Below are 23,225 nucleotides of genomic sequence, written 5' to 3'. Positions count from 1 at the left end.
TAATTGTTTATGATTTATGATTTTCATCAAAACTAAATCACACCTGTGACAACCCTATGTCAGTAGTATTTTTCTTTTGGAAAAGTTGAAAAATTACACTCTTCGGCTCTTTTTTTATAATAATCCTCGAGGCTAAAATGTTTTGGAGAAAAAAGCTCTTGAGTTTCAATAAGATTAAGAATACGATCTGTTCTAAATTCACGATAATCTTTTCTTAATCTACAATGTGCAATCATGATCCAGGTATTGTTAGTAAAATATACTCCAAGTGGTTCGATCACTCTTTTACTATACTCTCCAGATGCTTTGGTATATTGGATTTCGAGCACTCTAAAGTCTGTAATTGCTTGTTGAATAACGGATAAAGAAGTACTTGTGTGAATTGCAGTCCTGTTATATGTAAAAACGCGTTCTTCGAGAATTTTGAGTTTTTCTTTTTGTGTAGTTTTAAGTACTGCAATTACCTTATCTATAGCTTCCTGATATTCATTAATCAGGGATTGGTCATTGTTAGTTTTTATGATCTTAGAAGCAGTAAGTAACGCATTTGCCTCCTTTTCTGTAAACATAACGGGTGGTAAAGAATATCCATCTACCAGATAGTATCCTGTACCTGCTTCGGCTCCGATTGGAACTCCGGCATCAGTAAGAGCCTGCATATCTCTATATATGGTACGTAAACTCACCTCAAACTTATTCGCGAGTTCTGCTGCCTGAACCACTTTTTTGGATTGTAATTTTACTAATATGGCTGTTAATCGATGTAAACGTTTCATTATTCGGTTTCATGTTCATCAGATGATGGTAAAGCATCATCAATTTCACTTAGATCTGTTGTGTTATTAATAAAGTATTCGGTTTCTTCTATACTTTCATTGGGGTCTGCTGTTTCCAATTCTTGAGTTGGATTCATTTTTTTATCTCTTATCATCCCTCCTGTCATAATCAAACTAGTACCTATAATAACAAATAACAATATTCCTGGTTCGAATCCTTCAATCATAGCTTCTGCAGGAATAGCATAAAATAAGAGTACTGTGATCAATCCTCTTGGTGCTATAAACAATTGAGGTGAAATATCTTTTCCCATAAAAAGGCGTAGCAACCCATATCGTATAACATAAATAGAGATTAATATCAAAAGACTAATTAGTGTAACTTTTAGACTTAATAAAGAAGAAAGTACAATGGTTATCCCAAAAATCACAAAGAATAATGTACGTACTACAAAGGCTGTTTCGGCAGTAATCACGTGCAACTCATGATAGATAGATTTTGCTTTTTCGAGATGAAGATATCCTCTAAGTTTTCCTTGAAAAAATAATTTCATATTGGCAATTACTAATCCAAAGATCAAAATAATTATTAATGATGATAAATGCATTTTTTTCCCTAAAGCATACAATAGCAATAGTACAGCAATAAGTAAAAACAACTTTACCTGACTTTTAATTTTCTGAAATATTAGAATAATAGCATAACTAGCTACTAATGAAATTACAATCGTAAGTATTAGGTTAAGGAAAAAACCACCTACTCCCGAATCTTCTGCCGGGTTTAATCTTCCGGTAAGGAAATAAAACAACATAATTCCCAGAATATCAGAAAATGTACTTTCATAGATATGAAATTCTTTTTTTGCAATGGGTAGTGATGATACGCTGGGTATAATAATTGCACTGGATAATATCGATAATGGTGTTGCGTATAACCATGCAGATTGCATTGTCATTCCTTTTACTAATGCTTTTAAAATTACAGCTGCTATAAATGTAGAGGCAATTAATCCAATTAAAGCAATTGCCATTGATTTGAGAATAGGCATGAGTTTATCGCTTTTTAACTCTAATTCTAAGGCTGCCTCGAGAACGATCATAATCAATCCGACAATGCCTAATACTTCGAGCATTGGGAAAAAATCAATCGTATCCCCACCAAAAGCTTTAAGAATATATTGTATGATAATCCCCAGAATAATTAATAATAGTACCGCAGGAACATTAGTTTTTTTGGCAACTCCATTAAAAATAAAGGATAAGATTATAATAAGCGAAATTCCTATAATAACATTGTAAGAAGAGAAAATTTCCATAGGGAGGTCTTGGTTGATTATATTAGATGATCTATAAACGTATGAAAAGATAGTAAATTATTTTAAAGTAAAAGAGCTCCTATCAACTACTTTATAGTTTCATATAAGTATACTCCAGAGATAGAGGTTTTTATCAAAAAAATCCAACAATTTATATTTCAATTAATTGCAGTAATTAAATCATTACATACACTACTCTAAAAAAACATTACCTCCATTGCAAAAGGGATAGTCCTACCCCAACAGTAGTTTGTTTATGGTTATAATCAATAAGACTTTCTCCGTACCCATGAAATACCTGAGCATGAATTTGTAATAGGTCTAGTACTTTAATTGCATAGTCCAACCTAATACTGCCTCGATTTCTACTCCCTCCTCGTAATGAGTGCCTTGCTATTATACTTATATCATGTCTTCCTTTTGAGAATGCAGACAAAAGTTCAACACGTCCTACATAATTCTCTATTCCCGGGTTGTTGTCTTCTATGGGAGTTTCTTGTACACGCCACCAGGGCTTCAAGACAATGCTTAAAGAAGGTGTCTCCCATCCAACCTGTAAAATAACCCTGTTCCAACTTCTGGATAAGGGATTTGATCTCCCATTACTTTGATGATTAATACCAATGCCCGCAAATACACCATTTAATCCCCATATTTTATAAGCTGTAGGAAAGGTTAACATAAATTCTGGCTCGTAATTAGTTTCTCTAAAAGGTCTTGAAATATGTGCACTATATAACTGCCAGCGTGAGGATTGCGTATAGGCAACCCATAAATCCCCACCAATCTTTTTACCTAATATATTTCGTATTGCCTTGGTTTTAAAACTAAGTTGAAATTTTAATTCGGTATTAGTAAAATCAGAAGGTTCATCTACAGAATTTATTGGATTATCACTTAGAGGTTGATTATTTATATCGCTAGTATAATTGGCCAGTAAAAAATAAACGGGTTTATAAGGCACTATTTTAAAAAGTTTAATAGTATCATTATTGATTTGCCAGCGTTGGGACAAATTTCCTCCCGGATCGTGAATCATGGTTTGTCCTAAACTAAAAGAATAGGTAAAAACCAATAAAATTAGAGAAATAAATACTTTCACTAGTGCAATTTTCTTATTCTTAATACTTAACTATATTGAAAATGATTCCTAAATATTCTAAATTGAGGTATAATATGTAGTTTTAAAAATGTAGGATGGGGTAAATATACATACTTTTAACAAGTAACTATTTATAAAAAATAGTAATTATTCGTACACCAAAAATGAATAATTTTCTTTTATGCACATTTATTCTTCGTTAGCTACCAATCTTAATTAGACATTATTTAAATTCATTATCAAATCTGTTTTTTGTACTGCGATATTCGTTTAATCTTATAATAGAATTTGTATAAAATAAGAGTACTAATGTAACAACAACAAATACTGGTGTTTTAGGAATTTTGGCTAGTACATTTAAAGAAATATTACTATAGTTTAAAAATTTAAAAAGAATAAATGTTATGGTTAATATTAATACTGAACATGTAATCAAAATAGGCTTAAATGACCACCAAAACGACGTTGCCTTAATTTTTTGATCTACTTCAATAGTATTCATAAGTGTATTTATAAAATCATCTGAGGTTTCTATGGTACTCTTACTTATGATTTTTTTAAATTCTTCTTCTTTCATAGTAAATGTTTTAAATCGTTTCCTAGTAATCGTTTTAATTGAAAATGTACATTTTCCCTACCTCTATGTAAATCGACTTTGATTTTTGAAGGTTTAAAACCAGTAATCTCTTCTATTTCTTTAATACTTAACTCGCAGAGATAAAAAAGTCGTAATAATAAAGACTCATCCGGACGTAATTTTTGTAATGCCAGATTGATATATTTCTTTTGGTCGGCTTCACTTAATATGTTCTTTTCTTCTGAAATGATAATAGCTGTATCCTCAATAACGTTTAGGGGTACATTCTGTTTTTGTTTTTTTAATTGATTATAACATGTATTAACAACAATACGATACAACCAAGTGGCAAATGAAGATTTGAAGCTAAATGTATCTAATTTATGATAGACTTTAATAAATACATCTTGCACTACATCCTCTGCAATACTTGAATCTTTTATAATAGAAGACGCCAAAGAAAGTGATACATCTTTATATATATAGACAAGTTGTCTAAAAGCAGATGTATCACCTTTATTTGTCTTACGAATTAGCTCGTAATCCTGTTGTGTAGGATTATTTCTCAAGTTTTTTTCTTATAAAATGAGCAACTACTAATCCACCAGCAGCAAAAATTAAAATCGTGCCCCAAACTAATAAATCGGCAGTGTCTTCTAATAAATTCATTGTAGTAAACAGAGATGAAACCAACAACCCTATTCCTAATCCAAATACAATACACCCAATATCCAGGTATTTAAATTTATTAGTTTTTTGATCCAGGTACATTCCTTTCTCTATCATTGCTTTTTTAATGAGGTAGTTATATCTGGCAATTATAAAAACAAGAAGTATTGCTGCTATAATAATGGTAATAAATCCTAAAAATTCATTTAAATTGTTCATATGATTATCTTAAAAATGTTCTCCTAAAAGTTGTTCTATTGTTTCTAGTAAAGGAAACAAATTATCCGAATTTCCAAACATTACAAACCCGTATTCTTGATCGGGGATAAACATGGTATACGCTTGAAAATCTTGATTGTTTCCTGTATGTAAATGCATCATTCCATATGGTGTAGGCTTCTGAGCAAAACCGAGTCCCCAACCTGTTTGCCCTGTTTCTTTTAAAAGTTTGCTATCAGGTTTAAAATGATTATGCTCTTTAAGCATTTCATCACGAGTATGCTTTTTTATATTCTTGGGATTCATCATTTCTATCAAAAATAAAGCATAATCCTGGGCATCAGATTGCAAACTATATCCAGGTCCTACTTTTTTATCCCTATGCATTTCCAGGTTTACTTTACCTTTCATATGTCCCTTAGCTGCATGGTTTTCTAATATATCATTCCAAGTATAAAAACTTTTATTCATACCAATGGGATGGGCTGCTTCTTTAAGAAAAAGAGAATCTAGTGCACTGCCCCATCCAATACCTAGTTTTGTCCCAAAAGCGGCTCCTAAATGTTGATATGCTTCACCAGAATAAGAAAAATCTGTTCCAGGTTTAAAGGCTATTTTGATAGGCCCTTTGACCCAATTAGGAATTCCTGTTCCATGAGACATTATAATGCGAGGAGTTAAAGTTTGATATGCTTCAAAAGATTCTTTAGCAATAACTCCTGTAGGAAATATAGCTTTAAGATATGGATAAATTGGTTTATCTATATCAATCTTACCCATTTCTGCCATTTTCATTATGAAATATGCAAACAATGGTTTAGAGAGAGAGGCTGCTTCAAAGATAGTTTGTTTGGTTACTGGTTCCTGTGTCTTATTATTTACAACTCCAAATGTATTATGATATACAATTTTGTTATTGTTCACTATAGCAATAGAAAGGCCTGGTACTCCTATGGAGTCCATTGCTTTTCCTATATGTTGGTTAAGTTTAAAGACATTAATATTTCTACCATCGGGAACTCTTATAAATTCAGAATTAGTTTGTCCGAAAGATATTCCTGACATTGTTATGAATAACAATATATATACTATAGAAATTTGTTTTAATTGATTCATTTTATCAAATTTTAAATGTGAGTAACTATGGTATTGTGAATTCACATGTATTTGACAAGACGATTAAAAAAAAGGTTACAAATTAGAGTTTAACTTGTAACCTTTTATATGCATTTCCTTATTTCTTTTCTTTAATTGCTTCTATTATTTCAAATTTTGGTGTATTGGTTTTGTAATTAGATTTCTTTATAAAAATCAGGGATTAAAAATCAAAACGATAATTCATTTTAAAGGCAACTCCCCAATTTGTGCGGGCAATATCTTTGTTATAATTATCAGAAACAACCAAATAAACATATGATAAAGGTTTGTATTCCCATTGTAACCTGCTGTTGATATTAAAATTATCTCGTTGTGTATTGTATTGCACATAGGTTGTCCAGTTTAATCGATTAGAAAAGAAAATTTGTCCCGTAAAACGAGCCAAATGAAAAGTTTCTTTTCCTAACAGATTCAAATCAATTTTATTAATATCATATCTTAGTTCTAAATTTGCAAAAGGTAATAACTGATAATTTAGATACGTTCCTGCAGCTGTTCTTTTTCCACTATAATAATTTCCTGCTTGCATATTGAAACGATATCTAAATTTTTGATTATTTGCAGAGTTGTATCCAATTTTTAAAATCCCAAAGCGATATTCATTTGGGATTAATGAATTACCATTTCCTAATGGATCAAAACCATACCTTAAATCCACGTACTCATATCTAAATACATAATATAAAGCTGATAGGTTTTTAAAGAATATAGCTGAATTTAAGAAATGCGATGACTGATTCAATTTACCATGTTCATCTAAATAAGTGTCATTACTATAATTCAAATAACGAACAGAGTTTACTATTTTGGATTTTTCATAAAATTTCTGATATTCTATTCCCGCTGTAGTTTGGGTATACCCTTCTCTTACTACAACATCATTGATAGCATCATAATTATATAATCTTGGCGTAAAACCAACATCGGTTATATAGTTTTTACCTACATTTTTGATTGCAGCATTCCATTCTAAACCTCTCTTGTTAAACCAAATTCCTGCGTTATAAAAATTATTGTCTTTAGAAATTCCATCATTAAAACTTTTCCCGAAATTGGCCAGACCAAGCCATTTATTATTATCAGATTTATAATTTATATTGACACCTGCTACTCGATTATAGTCGTTGATCAATTTAAATTTATCTGTTTGTTGTCTATTGATAAAAAAACCAGTTGTGGTAAAGTTTTTTGATAATTGTTGTTCGACAACAAGGGCTCCAAAATTTTCTGAAGCGATTTCATTTTCTTTATCGGTTTGTACATCTAAAACTCCAATTCTAGTTTTTGGGGATACATTTCCTGATAATTTTAACCCAAATTGGATATCTGAATTTGCTCCTATACGCCTTGAATAAAAAGGGTTTACACCATCGACTCCTAGATTTGAAAACAGATCTGAGTTTTCAAGAAAAAAATTACGTCTTTCGGGGAAAAAAACCGAAAATCGAGTTAGATTTGTTACTTGTTGATCGATATCAATTTGTGAAAAATCAGGATTTATTGTCGCATCTAATCGAAGAGAAGAGGTGACATTGTATTGCACATCCAGGCTTGGTTTAAATGTAGTCTCTGTATCATCCTCTACCACATCGGTCTGATAGTTTGCGGTAATAGATGGTGTTGTTGTAAAACGTGAAGTTGATGTATTGGGTAAATCTTCAACGGTCATTTTTTCGGTAAATCGTAAATCAAAAAGGCGATAATTACGTTTTACATTTTTTAAAATAGTCCAGGAATTATTTTTAATATCTCTAACATAAAACTGAACTCCGAAAACAGCATTATTCGTATCAAAATTTAATGCTTTTAAAGGAATAGCTATTTCATATTGTTTTTGATTACCATTCATAAAGGCTTTAGCTTTCCATATCGTATTCCAACTTGTGCTAAAATCATATCCTTCATTAATACGTTCAACAATACCATCTATTTGTGTACTGTAACTATTTACAGAAAAATAATATGCGTTTTGTTGTTGATTTTGTGTATCTAAAACCATGGCAAACCCATCACTTAACCCAATAGGAACATCTCGCTTTAAAGAACTAACCTGTGTTTTTGGTGTAGTATCATTATAAATTAAACTCACGTATAAATATTCTCCATTATGAAATAGTCGTACAGATGTTTGATTTTCTGCTAAGCCTTCGTCTATTGGCATATAATTATAAAAACCCGAATACTCAGGAAGCTCTTTCCAGATAGATTCATCTAACTGGCCATCTATTGTAATTGTAGCCTTCTTAAATTGAATGGTTTTTGTTTGTGCCTGAGTATGCAAAGCAGATAAAAAACAAAGTGCTATCAAAAATATTTTTTTCATATATAAAATTTAGAAACCTATAGCTTTGTAGCTGTTTTAGTAATTATTTTCCAATCACCTTTCAGCTTTTTTAATAGAAAAAGATCCATTAGTTTTGTTTTTCTCTCCGGAATAAAAATTTCGACTTTGGCTGTGGCTATATCACGATATATCTCGATTGATAGAATATTTCCTGTTCGTCCGTTATAGACTCCTTTTTTCTTATTCTTAAAATAATTGAGATAATCTACTGGAGTTAATCTTTTAAAGGTACCTTTTACTGTAAGGTATAAAGATGCATCTGCAGCAAAAGCACTTTCTAGTTTTTCTAATTCATTATAAGAACTCCCTTGAATATAATTATTAAGCGTTTTTTCAATCATTTCCTTTTCTGAAAATGAATGGTTTGTTTTGACTATTTCGTTTGTACTCTTATAAAGAAGTGTATCGTTGTTTATAATAGTTTTACCATGGTTCATCATCTTGTATTGTGATAAAACAAGTAAAAAACAAAAAGGGAACGTAGTAAAAAATAGACGTTTCATAGATTTATATTTTAAGTTTAATCAAAACTATGGTTGATATTCTTACGTTTTTTTAAAAGTAGACCGAAGAAGAAATTTAGTCTATTAAGATCTTTTTAGGTTTTGGTAGCTGATTTTTGCCCGTTTATAACTTTAAACACGAGCTTGGTAGATAAATAATCTTTATACAAGCTGTATAAGCTATATTTGCAATTTGGTATATGGAGTCTTTAAAAACATACTTTGATAAATCAGAAGTACGACACGTATTGTTCTGGATAGGTATATTCCTCTATTTTACATTATCTGCTAATATCGATAACTATAATAACTATCTACAACTATTTGAATCTTATATCATCTTCATTGCCATACAAATACTAATAGCATACACTTGTCTATACTATTTGGTTCCAAATTTTTTAAATAAAGGGAAAACGGGCTGGTTTATTCTATGGTTGATTATTTTATTGTTTGTTATGTATGCCATATATATATATTATAGAATATATTATTATGATGTAAGGTACTTTGACTACTATAGTCCAATAGTTCAACATTATGCAAAACAATCTTTTTGGGAAAGGCTTTTAAATTTTTCGGTTTTTTTGAGTAAGAGTATTAAATTTTTAACTCCTACTGCCCTGCTCTTAATGTTTAGGTTTTATAAAAATCAGCAGAATTATTTAAAACTCAATGAGCAAAAAAAAATAGCTGAATTAACTGCTTTGAAAAATCAATTAAATCCGCACTTTTTATTCAATACATTAAATAATTTGTATGCTCTGGCCATAAAAAAATCAGATCATGCACCAGAAGTGATTGAAAAACTATCTGATATTTTGGATTATATGTTGTATCGCTGTAATAACAAATTTGTATCCATCCAAAAAGAAATTGAGTTGATTGAGAATTACATTGCTTTAGAAAAAATACGGTACGGAAACAGAGTTCGTATTTCTTTTAAAAATAATAGCACAGAGGATTCAAAAATAGCTCCCTTACTGCTATTAACTTTTATAGAAAACGCTTTTAAACATGGTGTGACTCAGGAACTAAAGGAAGCTTTTATTTCAATCACAATTAGTTCGGATAACCACCATATTATTTTTAATATTGAAAATTCTAAATCAACAATATCTGCTGAAAATAAAAATCAGAAGTGTATAGGATTGAGTAATGTTCAAAAACAATTAGATTTACTGTATGGAGATGATTATTCTTTGGATATTGAGGAAGAAAGTGATAAATATTGTGTTCGTTTAATTTTGAAAGCTAAATAATGTATACGTGTTTAATAGTAGATGACGAAGAATTAGCCAGAGAGCTAATAGAAACGCATTTGAAACAGTTAGATGGTTTTGAATTGGTGGCATCTTGCAATAGTGCAATAGAAGCTAGTAAAATATTACAGCAACAATCAATTGATTTACTTTTTCTCGACATAGAAATGCCTGTATTAAAAGGTACAGATTTTTTTAAAAATCTTATTGTTAAGCCTCATGTAATATTTACAACAGCGTATAGAGATTATGCTCTTGATGGATTTGAATTGAATGCTGTGGATTATCTTTTAAAACCTATAACTTTTAGTAGGTTTTTTATGGCAACCGAAAAATTCATTTCGCTACAAAATACGCGATCAACCTCTACCGAGGTTGAAAAAAACCACCCTCAAAAAGGATGATTTTATTTTTATACGCGAGGATCGAAAACAAGTAAAAGTCTTCTATGATAATATTCTATATATAGAAAGCGTAAAAGATTATATTAAGATTCATTTGTCTAATAAAACCCGGCTTATAAAATATAGCCTAACTGCATTTGAAGATAGATTAGATGAACGATTTATAAGAACACATCGTTCCTACATCGTAAATCGAGATAAAATTACAGCGTATACAAAACAAGATATCGAGATTGATGCTATTGAAATCCCTATCGGAGAAAATTACAAAATGAATATATCTGATTTGTAGTTTTTTGTTATGATAAAAGTACAATTTGAAAATGTTTATTGGGTAGTATTAGAGCTCCTTGAATCCTGAGTAAAAACACATGAATTAACATCCTCTATTTATAAATATTGACCACCCTTTCTTGTTTTTTAGTTATTCATAATACTATATTTGTCCTAGGAATAGACTTACACTGATTTAAGTAAGATTGTGGATATACAAACTGATAAGTACGTGTTTATGGTCTAATTTTAATTGGAAAAATAAAAGGAATACAAACAAAATGAAAAAACGATTTTTGAATTACCCATTAATTACATTACTATTAGTTACAGCCTTTGGTTGCGGTTCAGATTCAGAAGATAGCCAAGATCTTAATGAACAAATAGAAACGATAGACGCCAAGGTTACTTCTTTTTCTACAGAGTATGCTTATGTTAACGATCTAGTATCTATTTTAGGAGAAAATTTTGGTAGTGATATAACCGATACAAAAGTATATCTCGATAATAAAGCGGTTGAGATTACTACTGCTAACAATACTACAATAACAATAAAGGTGCCTGAGGGAGTTAGTGTGCTTCCAGAATTAAAAATAGAAATTCCAAACACCAATGTTTCTTTTAATGATTCGTATAAAAGCTTAGCTGTATTAGACAATACAAAAAATAAGTGGATAACAATGGGTCACGATTATAATTCGATTGAAAGTATAAAGGATTTTAGAGGAGTTGATAAAGAAAAGGTTTATTTTTCGATACAAAACAATTCATCTAATGATGTTTTTGAAGTAATCAAATCGTTTAACGGGGGAGCAAGTATTTCTAATATTAATCAAGATCATAATTTTCTTGATGGAGGATTCTTTTTAAGTTCAAAAGACAATGAATATTCGTTAAGATCGTTGGCTCTATATCGTAAAAATGAAAAAGAAGAAAGCAAGTTACTTAATGATTTTACTCAAAATGGTTCTTGGGGTTTAGACTTTTTTGTTGATAATGATGAAAGTAATATCATAGTTGCAACATCAGAAGGAAGAATATATAAATCTACTGATACTGGTAGTACATTTGATAAAGTACATGAAAATGATCCTTCAAATTTCGAATTCGATACTTTTTTCGCACTTTCTTCAAATCAGGTTTGGTTAGGAGGATATACATACCCATTCCCTGAAAACAAGTCTTACTATCCTGCTAAGCTATTATACTTAAAAGATGGAAACTGGACTAATAAAGAAATACAAATAGAAAATAAAGCGGGTAATTATGAATATATCAAGAAAATTCGTTTTGTAGATGCAACTACAGGATATGCGATCGCTTATATTAAGAACCTTAGTGGTGATGAAAAATATGTGATTATTAAATCAGAAACAAAAGGAGATATCTGGAGTATTATTCATGAAAGCAGCTCTAAAGTAGAAGCTTTTGCTTTTAAAAACAAAGACATTGGCTGGTATATCTCAGGAAAAAATATTTTTAAAACTGTAGACGGAGGAGCATCATGGGAACTTTATTATACTAATGATACAGACTGTAAAGGAATTTTATACAACGAGGATACACTTTGGGTTATAGCGAATGGAAAGATACTAAAACATTATTTTTAAATAATTGAAGTGTGTTATTACTAACTTACTAAGCTTTAGACTTTTTATGCTTTTCTAAATATGCTATTGAAATCCCTACAGGAGAAAATTACAAAATGAATATATCTGATTTGTAGTTTTTTGTTATTCTAAAAGTGCTATTTGAAAATTGAAATGAGTATTGGAAACTGCACAATATAGTGGTTTTCCATCTGAACCCTTTCGTACGCTATGATAACGTCTTTCATTAACATATTCTCCAGCACTCCTTTTTTGAACAGATAAAGAGATGGCATGATCTTGATCTTCTTTTAATTCTTTTAAGTCTTCTACAAGTTTCTTTATAAAAGAATCTGCAGCTTTCTCTCGATTAGTTTCCTTTTCTAATTTAGAACCAATTCCTTCAGAAATGTCTTCTAGAAGTGATTGTGAAATAGTTAATGTTTCCATTATTTAATACTTTTAAAATTAATATTAGTTTTTATTTATAGTTATCGGTTATCGACATGAGTACAACTGCTTTAATACGCAGTAAATCCACCATCAGTGGCATAATTTGCTCCAGTGATATTAGATGCTTCTTTAGACAATAAAAATAACATAATCGCTACCTGTTCTTCTGGTGTTGCGTCTCGATGGTTAGAATCTGTATACTGCAGAAGACTTTTGGTTTTAATATTTCCCATGCCAGCATTACCTCCACTAGCTTTTACTTTAGCCATAACAAGTTGATAAGCTCGCTCTACCATTGGTGTTGCAGTATTGGCCATACACACAGAATTGATTCGTATACCATATTCTGCATAATCTATAGCTGCATTTTTTGTTAGCCCGTTAACGGCATGTTTACTTGCAACATATGAGGGAGTTCCCGAAAAACCCCGTAGCCCTGCGACTGATGCGACATTAACGATTGCACCACCTTGATTTTGTGCTACCATTTGTTTTAATTCTTCACGCATACATTTAAATACTCCTGTTGTATTTACTCGCATCACTACATCCCAATACTCATCTGTTGCTTCATGACATCGACTAAATGTAAGGTGTTTTTGTTTTTCATAGTTTATAGGGTCTCCGGGAAAGATTGCATCCATTACACCAGCATTGTTTATGGCGTAATCTAGTTTACCATAAGAATCTATTGCTGTTTTAACCATTTCTTTACAGGTCTCATTAGTAGAAACATCACCATAAACGAATTTTGCAGAACCACCTTCTTTAACAATTTCATTTATAACCGCATTTCCTTCTTCTTTAAGCCAGTCTACACCTACAACATTTGCACCTTCTAGAGCTGCTCTTTTTACTGCTGCTTTACCCATTCCTCTTGCGCACCCGGTAATAATAATTGTTTTGTCTTTAAAGCGATTTGGAATGAAATATGCTGGATTAACCGGGCTAACATCTTTTTTTCCTACTGTCTTTTCTGAGGCTAATAATGCAGATGCAGTTTCAGATTCTTTAGAGTCGTTAGCGCAAGCAATACCAGCACTGGCACCTATAGTAGCAAGCGTTGTGTTTTTTAACATGTTTCTTCGATTCATGATTTTTTGTTTTATTGAGTTACTAGAATATGTTTGTTACATCTAATTATAGTGCGTATCGTATAAATAGCATAGTACTCCACCAATTCGATGGATCTTCTGTCAAGGTTCTGTTTACGGCTTCACCGGGAAATGTAACTGCCACATGTCCCTGGATATAAATCTTACGCGACCAAAATACTTTGAAAGTTAAATTGCCCTCTACCCCATAATCTTTGGATTCTAAAAATGAGAGTGCTGGGTTTCCTCCCAAATTTGTTAAGTCATCTGCTTTAAATAACCAAAATTGGGGTACCAGTTCAAGTTTTGAGATTGGTCGTACACGTAATTGAAACCTGTGTGCAATTACATTTGAAATCTGCACGACTTTAAAATGATTTATTCCTTGTACCCATTGTTCTCCGTTTCCACCAGATAATAGAGGGTCCCATCGCTCAAATCGATCAGTACTTAAATCATCACCAGAAAAATGAGCATACCGATAACTTAAAGTTGGTGTCCAGGGAAGTTTTGAAAAACTCCAGCCAAACTCACCAAAGTAGCCGTATGCGCGCATCGGAAAATTTTCATTTCTTTGCAATCCACCTTCTCCTGCAATAAAAAAACCTGAATTCCCTGCCGGTTTAGGTTGCCAACGAAAACGTGCATCTACAACTTGTAGGCCTTCTCGACTAAGAACTTCTGTTGACGTAAAATAACCAAACTCAGACTTTGGCACATACAATAAGCTTGCTCCTACAGAGAGCCCTTTTGCAGGTTGTGCTTCTACATTAATTCCTGTGATTCTTGTTTTAGAATCTACTACTGGTAGTTCATCTGGATCGAGATAGAATAATTCTAATAATGTGTTGTTGTATTTTACACTACCACGAGCCAGCATATCTGCTGCCCAACGAGGATTAGATTGCAATGCTGCTCTTTTACTACCATTTGCAGAGGTATTTACGATAAGAAATCCATCTCCAAGGGTAAAACGTTGTCGACCAATAGAGGCATTTACTACAAGTCGATTACCGTTTTCCCAGGTTTTTCCTGTAATTAAACCAATATATGCATCCTCAACACCAATATAACCTCTTGTTTTGTTTGTGAATAGCTCTTGTCCTTTAGAGCCACTTACTATTGCACTAAGACCGGCATATATATGAAGATTATTATGTAATGGAGTAATTCCATAAGTTCCCAAATGAGTAAATCCTTCAACCCAATCGTCATATCCATCCCCCGAGGGTATCCCCGAGACTAATGGGTTACCATCAAGAAGTGCATCGGGTCTACCGTACCAAGCATTCGTATTGCTATAATGAATTGCAAGGGCTTCAAGTTTTAAGCGAATAAATGTAGATCCAAAATTGTATAGTTTTGGAAGATCATTAATTTTTCCTGACGTTACAAATCCGGTTTTTGTCGATTCACCAACCTGATCTCCTAAAGTTACATTAATAGTAAGTATAATCCCCCCGATTGACCCAAATCCTACTTCTATTTTGGTCGTAGCGATCTTAGGATCTTGACGTGATCGAGATAAAGAAAATTCGATATGATTTCTTGAAAATCTATTATCAGGAAAGGTCTTTAAATCTTGACGTATTTTGTCACGAATCCGATTATTAAGTATAGAATCATTTGATGGATTAGTAATTATGATGTTAACTTCTTCAATTCTTTTATTATGATAAGGGTCAACATCTCCGACACCCTGCGCAATGGTGGTGCCAAATGAAAGTGTGAAAATAAAAACTGTAATTCTTAATAAATCGAATTGTTTACTAAGACAGTTTAATAGGTTTGGTTTTAAAAGAGTAGTCATATCCGAAGGTCATTGTAATATTCTATTATGTTTTTGATAATCAATATCAAAAAAACAATCTTAATTAATACGAAATGAAATGAACCACTTATAAATATACAAAAAACAAAGCAAGTTTTTATATATACAACTCTTATAAAAAACTTAATTTTCAATGTTTTACACTCGATATGTGTATGGTTTATTTCATAACCTTCGTTTATAGGTTTTAGCATGAATTTTGACCAAAATCCATTTTTAGCGATATGCAAAATTGATGGATTCTGGTCTCATTCCTTATTATAATGACAAGTCCTTTTCTGTTTTTTATTTCGACCCTATTATTTTGTCATTTTCACTTCTCTTCCATTTAATGGTTGTTCATTTCTATAATTATTTAAAGGCATCAGATCTCTTAAGATATTTACTTGTTCTAAAGATATTGTGATGGGTTCTTTGAAAATAACCCAGTTTACACCTTGAGTACATGGTGGTGTGGTTAATGATCCCATATAGGTATAATATCCTTTATTTTTAGGAAGGTTATAACTAAGATTAAATGGTTTTCCTATAGCTTTAGTTTCTCCTTTTCTAAGAGGTAAATAGCTTTCCAAGAATCTAAAAGGGGCACTGGTTTTTCCTTCTTTTGCCATTACAGCAAATACTAAGTATTCTCCTTTAGAATTGGTATGTACCATATGTATTACTATTGGATATCTAATACCATTTATGGTATGTTCTGAAGATTCGTGAAAATGAATTTGTTTCAAATCATATTTATCACCTTTGTACATAAGATAATCTCCTTTTTCAAAATTATATTGAATGGAGTGACCATTGTTAACTACATCATGTATTTTGGTATTAGATACATAATGAATAGCTAAAGGCTTTAAATTGGTATCAACGATTGCATCTAAACTCACAATATTTATAGGAGATTGAAATTTTCCTCCACATTCTGAGTTCTTTTCAATTTCGGCCCAATGTTCTGGACTTGTTTCCCCAACATAACTCCAATGTTTTTTTACATGATCAGTGGTTGAAGTAGTTTTTTCTTTAGCTACTTCTATAGAATGTTCTCCTTTAATTTTTTCTTTTGTATTCGTACAAGAAGATACTATTATAGTCATAATTACAGCTATAAACACCATATTATTAGTGGTTTTCATTTCTTTTATATTTAAATGTGGAACTTAAGTGTTGTTTGTAAAATGTGGTTACTTCTAAAATGATCTGCTATTGGCATATAATCATTCATATAACCAAGTCCTATAGATGTGTTTTTTAATATTGGATAGGATACCCCAACATAAAACCAGTTTTGATTTAAAGATTTAGGAACAATCCCCGAGTTTGTATTCAACCATATTTCATCAAAAACAACTGCTTTTATTTTTGTATTATTATATACTGTAAACAAAGGAATCTGAAATGTAAAACGATATCTAAATCGCATTTTATAATCTGTTTCATTTGTTTTGAAAACTGTAGGAGTTACTTCTACAAACTGTTCAATGAAACGTTGTTCAAATCTAAATCGATGTTTGAAATTAGACTTTCCTGATGTATGAGATAATGTCACTTGTTCCCAAACATTGTTTTCATTAAAATTATATGTAGGCTTATAGTTTTTAGCAAAACTATAGCCTATTGCAAAATCCAGAGTTTCATTGGATTTATAATGTATAGAAGGTCTAATTAATATTTGTTGCCAATCTTTTAAAAAACGGGTTCTTCTAAAATGTGCTTCATTTTTTATATAAACTTTATTGTTTATAGTGTAATCGACAATTATAGAATTCCAGGAGCTATAACTTTTTTCTGTAGTCATGTTTTGACTAAATACTGTTATTGGAATAATAAACAGTATTATTTTTATATGTTTCACAATATTATTATTAAAATTAAATATCAAAATCAGGGACTAACTTTTGTCAATCCCTAACATTTATGATTTATAAATAATAATTTTATGAATATACTTTTAGACAACAGTACAGAATATAGTACTTGCCTTTTACAGTAGAAAATTGATAATTCTTTTGATTAAAATTATCATTGTTTTTAATAATACTCTTTTTGTCTTGAAATACACAAAAAGCGCTTTTTACATATTCTTCTTCCTCTTCCCTTTCTTCAACTTCATTTAAGTCTATGCTATCAATAAACGTTTGATCACCATTCTCATAATCTGTATCATTATCTATACTATGTATAGAAAAAGATTCAACTACTAAATTGTGATAAGAAGTAGTACTATTTGCACTAATTTTATTACCAAAAAAAAGTGCAAATATCAGAGTTATTAGTACTCTTAATGAACAATATTTAACAAAGGAAAGATTCATTGTATCAACAAAAGTATCTATTTAGAGTAATTAGTTATCTGTAACACAGTTGTTTTTAACACAAACTTTAACACCTCTTTCCTATATCATGATTTTTACAACAGGATTCCATTACATTTTTTTAATTAGTCTTAGAGTATATTCCATAACAGTATCTACATTATTTAGATAATCATCTATAGATTGTGTAATAGTATAATCTGGCATGATACCACGATCAACAGGAAGTGAAGTTGCTGTGGTTACATAGGTGTTTCTACTCACGGCATAAATAATACCCGTATTTGGTAACCTAAGTCTTTTTTGTCCACCTGTGCAGAATTGATTTGAGCCCAATTCTTCTCCAACTAGGGTTGCCAACTTTAAGTGTTTTACCAACGACATAAAGTGTCCTGTGGTAGAACCGCCATTACCATCAATGGTAAAATATAAATTACCGTCAAATGCATTTTCAAAAGGTTGAAATGGATCTAACTTTTCATTAAACTGAGAATTCGAAAAGTATACAAATGGTTTTTGCGCAAGATATCTAAGCAAATAGATACCTGCATCCGATGGTCCACCGCCATTACCTCTTACGTCAATTACTAAATTTTTAATCTTTTTTTGTTCCAGTTCTTTAAAACTAGTATCCATGAATGCTTTAAATTCTGGAAATTTACTTCCATAATAGGCAAAAGAACGTATTGTCATTATTGCAGATGTATTATCATTTATATACTGTAAACACAACCGCTCTTTGCACAAATATTCAGGGAGTTCTTGAAAATTATTTTGGTAGTTTTTGAGTTTTTTTAATTCAACAGGTTTAGATTTTCCTTTTATAGTCACTACATAAGATTTTGGAAAACCCAGTGCATAAGGAATGATCGATGTAGAATGTGAATTAATGAAGTTCTTTTTGTACGTTTCGATATTACCTTGTGATGAGATATGTTTATAGATTTCGTTCTTGATAGTTTTAAATTCAATTCCGTTAATTGAGATAATTTCACTTTTATGAGCTATGATCTCCCTATTGATTAGCGGATCTGACACGTATAATTTATCATTAATTAATTTTACTTCTATAGGAAAGCGTAAATCTATAGGCATCATCTTTCTTTCTTGATTAAAATACCCCATTGATGTATGACTACAACTAATGTTTGCTATAATCTCACTACAATGCCAGATAAATTCACTAAAAGTTGTACGTTCTGTTATCAGATTCTTTTTTACTTCTATTGCTTTCCAGAAATCATCTTTAGCAATAAACTTATAGGCATTAGGATTAACTTCTGTTAATCGGCGACCTAATTCGTCTAAGTCATTTTTATATTGTTTTGTTGAATACACTTTATGAAACCTTGTAGAATCATATGTTGCATATTTAATTTTATTTATCCAATCTTCGGCATTTATATTTTTAGGATTAAGTTTAAGAGATTTTTCATAGTTTTGAACTGCTAATTCTTTATTGCCATCTGCATGATAAGCTTCTCCTAAACTATCATATGGATTTGAAGAATTTGGAAATTCTGCAACCAATAGTTCAAAAATCTTAATAGCATCTTTTATTTTGCCCTTATCTAGTAATTGATAACCATAATTATTAAGCTCATTTTCATCATCAAAATTATAAGCTTTGGGGTTCTCCCTCTTAAGCTTGTGATAATGCGCTATGATTTCTTCAATACTTGTGGCAGAAATACTAGAAATCGTTTCTACAATTGATTTTTTAGCCGTAGAAGAATCATTATTTGATAAAGCATCTGTTTTACTTTTCTCTTGTGAGATACAGCTTGTTAATAGGCATGTGCATATAAACACATTAAAAAGAATTTTGATTTGTTTTTTCATTTTGTATTGATTGATAAATTCTTTTACAAAAAACAGAGTTTTGTTATAATTATTGGTTAAGAAACTAGACTGTTTTGGTTTGAATTTATAAATATGAACTTAAAACTGTTCTTTATATTTTGCTGGAGTCATACCCACAAGCTTTTTAAACACTGTGTAAAATGTTGATTTTGAATTAAATCCAGATTCATTCCCTATTGCATCTAATGTATATTTGGTATTTGATCTAATTATTAGCTTTGCTTCTTCAATTCTATATTCATTTACAAATGCAGGAAAGCTTTTCCCCAAATTATCATTTAGTAATTGTGAAAACTGGTGCGTAGATATATCAAGCATTATTGCAATATCTGAGGATTTCAAATTTGGATTTTTATACAACTTTCGGTCACTCATAAGAAGATGTAACTTTCCTACCAGTACTTTTGCCGTTGTGTTGTCAATCTTTTTATCTGCATACTTTTTTTCATCCCCAAAAATTTGATTTTTCTGTTTCTTATTAAGAAGAAAATACAGGAAGAAAGAATAAAACAATACTGAAAAGGTGATAGATCCTATTACAAAATAAGAGTATTTCGTAAAGAAAAATATTAACCATAGGATTAATACAGCTAAAAGTAAAAAGACTAACCATAAGTTAATAGAAAGGGGTTTCTCTTTTTTTTGAGATATGTTTTTCATTCTTTTGGCCAAATAATATCCCGAAACCAGAGTATAACATAACCATTGAATATTTATAGAAACCAAAATATATCTTTTCCAAAATACAGGATCACTTCTGAAAGGATATATAAGATGTATACCTATTGCTATAACTATCCAAAATGCTATATGATATTTCCAATAGCTAATGCATTTAGTATTTAATTTAAGTGTAGACAGTACATATAAAAACAAAAAGGGACCAATAAAAATAAAGCTAATGGGGCCAAATGTAGAATATGAATTTGGTGTAGCATCACTAAAAAAATAGATTAGTGACCTTAGAGCACGTTCACTTAAAAATAAGAGAAAGACTCCAAATACTATATTTGAAAAATCTTTTGGCTTCTTTATAATTATAAAATATAGACTTACCAGAAAGCTATTAAAAACCCCTAATGCGCCAAAGAAAAATAAGATTTGAGAATATAAGTTCATATTTAAACTAAAATATCAAATATATAAACTTGTATAAAAATAGTATGGTAAAAACTGATTACAAATATAAAAGCATCATTTTAATTTTTTTTGAATTACTGTTTATAGGATTTTATAATCAAATTTTTAGAAAAGCTTATTTATATTTCTTAATATATTATACAAAAACACCGGTAAGAATATTTATTCTTACCGGTGTTTTATTTTTTTAATCAAGTTTTATTCTTTCATTCCTTCAAGATCCATCATAAAGGCATAAGAAAGAGCGGTACGTTTGTAACGTTGAAAACGTCCTGAAGCACCTCCGTGACCTGTTTCCATATCACAATCCATGATAAGGAGGTTATCATCGGTTTTCAATTCTCGTAGTTTAGCAATCCATTTTGCAGGTTCCCAGTATTGCACCTGGCTATCCCAATATCCTGTTGTGATCAACGTATTCGGATACGCTTTTGCTTCAACATTATCATAGGGAGAGTACGATTTCATATACTCATAATATTCTTTATTTTTAGGATTTCCCCACTCATCAAATTCAAAAGTGGTTAGTGGTATAGTTTCGTCCATCATAGTTGAAACTACATCAACAAAGGGTACAGCTGCTACAACACCGTTCCATAGTTCGGGTTTCATATTTAACACAGCTCCCATCAATAGACCACCGGCACTACCTCCCATTGCATACATATGTTTAGGACTTGTAAGTCCCTCATTAACCAGAAATTCTCCACAATCTATAAAATCAGTAAATGTATTCTTCTTTTTAAGTAGCTTTCCATCCTCATACCAATGTCTTCCCATTTCTTGCCCTCCTCTAATATGTGCCATAGCATACACAAATCCTCTATCTAATAAGCTAAGCCTATTTGATCTAAAAAACGGTTCGGTACTACTTCCATATGAACCATAAGAGTATAGTAATAAAGGAGTATTTGCATTTCTTTGTACTCCCTTTTTATATACTAAAGAAATAGGAACTTTTACACCATCTCTTGCTGTTGCATAAAGACGTTCTGATACGTAGTTGTCTTTAGAAAAATTAGGGTCTACTACTTCTTCTTCTTTTAATACCTTTTGTTCTTTAGTATCCATATTATACTCGATAGTACTATTAGGAGTCGTTAAAGAGGTATATCCATATCGTAAAATATTGGTATTAAAATCTAGATTAGTAGTAGGATATGACACATATGCCGGATCATTAAACTCGATATAATGATCATTATCTCCATTCCATTTCATAATACGAATAGTACGTAATCCATTAACACGTTCTTGTAAAACCAAATGTTCTTTAAAGATTACAAAACCCTGTAGTAGAATATCTTCGCGATGTGGAATAACATCTACCCAGTTTTCCTTGGTAGTAGCTGTAACAGGTGTTTTTACTAAACGAAAATTCTTAGCATCAAGATTTGTTCTTATATAAAAATGACCATCATAATGATCAACACCATATTCTAAATCTCTTTCTCTAGGTTGAATGATCTTCCATTCATCATTAGGAGTATTGGCATCTAAATATTGGTACTCTGAAGATAGCGTCTGATCACTACCGATCATAAGATATTTATCTGATCTGGATTTAAATATAAAACAGCTAAAGGTTTCATCTTTTTCATGAAAAACTAACTCATCTTCAGATTGATCTGTTCCTAATACATGTTTATATATTTTATCTTGTCTAAGTGTTACCGGGTCTTTAGAAGCATAAAAAACAGTTTTATTATCATTTGCCCATACAGCTCCTCCTCCTGTATTTTTAAGTTTATCAGAAAGTATTTCTCCTGACTCTAGATTCTTAAAATAAACTACATAACGACGTCGGGAAACAGTATCCACACTATAGGCCAAAAGTTTATTATCTGGACTTACTGATCGGCCTCCTATCGCATAATAAGCATGCTCTTTTGCCAATTCTGGGCCATTAAGCATAATTTCTTCTTCACCATTGTCTTCTAATTTCTTACGACAATATAAAGCATAATCCATACCTTTTTCATATCGAGTATAATATGAATAACCATTATCATTGTAAGGAACAGAAGAATCATCTTTTTTAATGCGGCCTACAATTTCATCATACAATTTTTTTTGCAAACCTTCTGTATGTTTCATTGCTCCATCCTTGTAGTGGTTTTCTGCATTCAGATAATCCAATACATCCTGAGTTTGCGCATCGGGTGTTTCAGCATTTTTTTGCTTATCACTTAGGCGCATCCAAAAGTAATTATCAATACGGGTATCTCCGTGTGCTTTTAACTCTTCGGCAACCTTTTTGGCTACAGGAGCCTCAATAGATTTATAGGGTTCTGGTTCTAAATCAGGTTTTTTTTCTGTCTTACATGCCATAAAAAACATTGT

At 31.0% G+C, this 23,225-nt stretch carries 22 protein-coding genes; 4 read left to right on the top strand and 18 right to left on the bottom strand.

The window, feature by feature from the left end; translation table 11 throughout:
• Positions 1-59 precede the first annotated feature (59 nt).
• The 9 genes from NNH57_RS24225 to NNH57_RS24185 form a co-directional block, all read right to left on the bottom strand.
• On the bottom strand, positions 60-776 hold the full coding sequence (locus NNH57_RS24225) for a helix-turn-helix transcriptional regulator (RefSeq protein WP_074406191.1): 717 nt from the start codon (positions 774-776) through the stop codon (positions 60-62).
• The gene (locus NNH57_RS24220) at positions 776-2,092 is read right to left on the bottom strand and encodes a cation:proton antiporter domain-containing protein (protein ID WP_074406192.1); all 1,317 of its coding nucleotides are present in this window, start codon (positions 2,090-2,092) and stop codon (positions 776-778) included. Before NNH57_RS24220 ends, NNH57_RS24225 begins: the two co-directional genes overlap by 1 nt.
• A 208-nt stretch (positions 2,093-2,300) precedes the next feature.
• The gene (locus NNH57_RS24215; protein ID WP_074406193.1) at positions 2,301-3,194 is read right to left on the bottom strand and encodes a phospholipase A; all 894 of its coding nucleotides are present in this window, start codon (positions 3,192-3,194) and stop codon (positions 2,301-2,303) included.
• Positions 3,195-3,417: 223 nt separating this feature from the next.
• Complete coding sequence (locus NNH57_RS24210; RefSeq protein WP_108807572.1) at positions 3,418-3,771, bottom strand: hypothetical protein; 354 nt, start codon at positions 3,769-3,771, stop codon at positions 3,418-3,420.
• Complete coding sequence (locus tag NNH57_RS24205) at positions 3,768-4,340, bottom strand: RNA polymerase sigma factor (protein WP_108807573.1); 573 nt, start codon at positions 4,338-4,340, stop codon at positions 3,768-3,770. Before NNH57_RS24205 ends, NNH57_RS24210 begins: the two co-directional genes overlap by 4 nt.
• The gene (locus NNH57_RS24200) at positions 4,330-4,659 is read right to left on the bottom strand and encodes a hypothetical protein (RefSeq protein ID WP_025663905.1); all 330 of its coding nucleotides are present in this window, start codon (positions 4,657-4,659) and stop codon (positions 4,330-4,332) included. The genes NNH57_RS24205 and NNH57_RS24200 overlap by 11 nt, the downstream gene beginning before the upstream one ends.
• Before the next feature lie 9 nt (positions 4,660-4,668).
• Positions 4,669-5,775 (bottom strand): serine hydrolase domain-containing protein, encoded by a 1,107-nt coding sequence (locus tag NNH57_RS24195; protein WP_108807574.1) that lies wholly within the window; start codon positions 5,773-5,775, stop codon positions 4,669-4,671.
• Positions 5,776-5,977: 202 nt separating this feature from the next.
• Entirely contained in the window at positions 5,978-8,140 is a 2,163-nt protein-coding gene (locus tag NNH57_RS24190) for a DUF5916 domain-containing protein (protein WP_108807575.1), read from the bottom strand.
• A gap of 17 nt (positions 8,141-8,157) precedes the next feature.
• A complete protein-coding gene (locus NNH57_RS24185) occupies positions 8,158-8,664 on the bottom strand; it encodes a nuclear transport factor 2 family protein (protein ID WP_082994736.1) in 507 nt (168 codons plus the stop codon).
• A 587-nt stretch (positions 8,665-9,251) separates the two neighbouring features.
• Between NNH57_RS24185 and NNH57_RS24180 the strand changes: the two genes are divergently transcribed.
• The 4 genes from NNH57_RS24180 (at position 9,252) to NNH57_RS24165 (ending at position 12,213) form a co-directional block, all read left to right on the top strand.
• Positions 9,252-9,926 carry a sensor histidine kinase gene (locus NNH57_RS24180; protein WP_132066021.1) on the top strand — a complete coding sequence of 225 codons (675 nt, stop codon included), beginning with the start codon at positions 9,252-9,254 and terminating at the stop codon, positions 9,924-9,926.
• Positions 9,926-10,330, top strand: coding sequence for a LytR/AlgR family response regulator transcription factor (locus NNH57_RS24175; RefSeq protein WP_254504274.1), 405 nt, complete (start codon positions 9,926-9,928; stop codon positions 10,328-10,330). The genes NNH57_RS24180 and NNH57_RS24175 overlap by 1 nt, the downstream gene beginning before the upstream one ends.
• On the top strand, positions 10,302-10,622 hold the full coding sequence (locus tag NNH57_RS24170; protein ID WP_254504272.1) for a LytR/AlgR family response regulator transcription factor: 321 nt from the start codon (positions 10,302-10,304) through the stop codon (positions 10,620-10,622). The genes NNH57_RS24175 and NNH57_RS24170 overlap by 29 nt, the downstream gene beginning before the upstream one ends.
• Before the next feature lie 262 nt (positions 10,623-10,884).
• Entirely contained in the window at positions 10,885-12,213 is a 1,329-nt protein-coding gene (locus NNH57_RS24165) for a WD40/YVTN/BNR-like repeat-containing protein (protein ID WP_108809231.1), read from the top strand.
• 123 nt (positions 12,214-12,336) lie between these two features.
• Here NNH57_RS24165 and NNH57_RS24160 read toward each other — a convergent pair whose 3' ends face one another.
• The 9 genes from NNH57_RS24160 to NNH57_RS24120 form a co-directional block, all read right to left on the bottom strand.
• Entirely contained in the window at positions 12,337-12,642 is a 306-nt protein-coding gene (locus tag NNH57_RS24160; protein WP_074406201.1) for a hypothetical protein, read from the bottom strand.
• A 71-nt stretch (positions 12,643-12,713) separates the two neighbouring features.
• Entirely contained in the window at positions 12,714-13,739 is a 1,026-nt protein-coding gene (locus NNH57_RS24155) for an SDR family NAD(P)-dependent oxidoreductase (protein WP_082994738.1), read from the bottom strand.
• 46 nt (positions 13,740-13,785) lie between these two features.
• On the bottom strand, positions 13,786-15,549 hold the full coding sequence (locus tag NNH57_RS24150) for an alginate export family protein (RefSeq protein WP_108809232.1): 1,764 nt from the start codon (positions 15,547-15,549) through the stop codon (positions 13,786-13,788).
• A gap of 320 nt (positions 15,550-15,869) precedes the next feature.
• The gene (locus NNH57_RS24145; protein WP_234423450.1) at positions 15,870-16,700 is read right to left on the bottom strand and encodes a carbonic anhydrase; all 831 of its coding nucleotides are present in this window, start codon (positions 16,698-16,700) and stop codon (positions 15,870-15,872) included.
• An 11-nt stretch (positions 16,701-16,711) separates the two neighbouring features.
• Positions 16,712-17,362, bottom strand: a complete 651-nt coding sequence (locus NNH57_RS24140) for a DUF2490 domain-containing protein (protein ID WP_074406204.1) — start codon at positions 17,360-17,362, stop codon at positions 16,712-16,714.
• 139 nt (positions 17,363-17,501) lie between these two features.
• Positions 17,502-17,879 carry a hypothetical protein gene (locus tag NNH57_RS24135; protein ID WP_074406205.1) on the bottom strand — a complete coding sequence of 126 codons (378 nt, stop codon included), beginning with the start codon at positions 17,877-17,879 and terminating at the stop codon, positions 17,502-17,504.
• A gap of 111 nt (positions 17,880-17,990) precedes the next feature.
• Positions 17,991-19,721 carry a S41 family peptidase gene (locus tag NNH57_RS24130; RefSeq protein ID WP_074406206.1) on the bottom strand — a complete coding sequence of 577 codons (1,731 nt, stop codon included), beginning with the start codon at positions 19,719-19,721 and terminating at the stop codon, positions 17,991-17,993.
• Between the two features lie 99 nt (positions 19,722-19,820).
• The gene (locus NNH57_RS24125; protein WP_108809233.1) at positions 19,821-20,861 is read right to left on the bottom strand and encodes a helix-turn-helix domain-containing protein; all 1,041 of its coding nucleotides are present in this window, start codon (positions 20,859-20,861) and stop codon (positions 19,821-19,823) included.
• Positions 20,862-21,080: 219 nt separating this feature from the next.
• Positions 21,081-23,213, bottom strand: coding sequence for a S9 family peptidase (locus tag NNH57_RS24120; RefSeq protein ID WP_074406775.1), 2,133 nt, complete (start codon positions 23,211-23,213; stop codon positions 21,081-21,083).
• Positions 23,214-23,225 lie beyond the last annotated feature (12 nt).

The sequence above is a fragment of the Aquimarina spinulae genome, from assembly GCF_943373825.1.
Taxonomy (GTDB): Bacteria; Bacteroidota; Bacteroidia; order Flavobacteriales; family Flavobacteriaceae; genus Aquimarina; species Aquimarina spinulae.
This window is presented reverse-complemented; position numbering and strand designations above follow the sequence as displayed.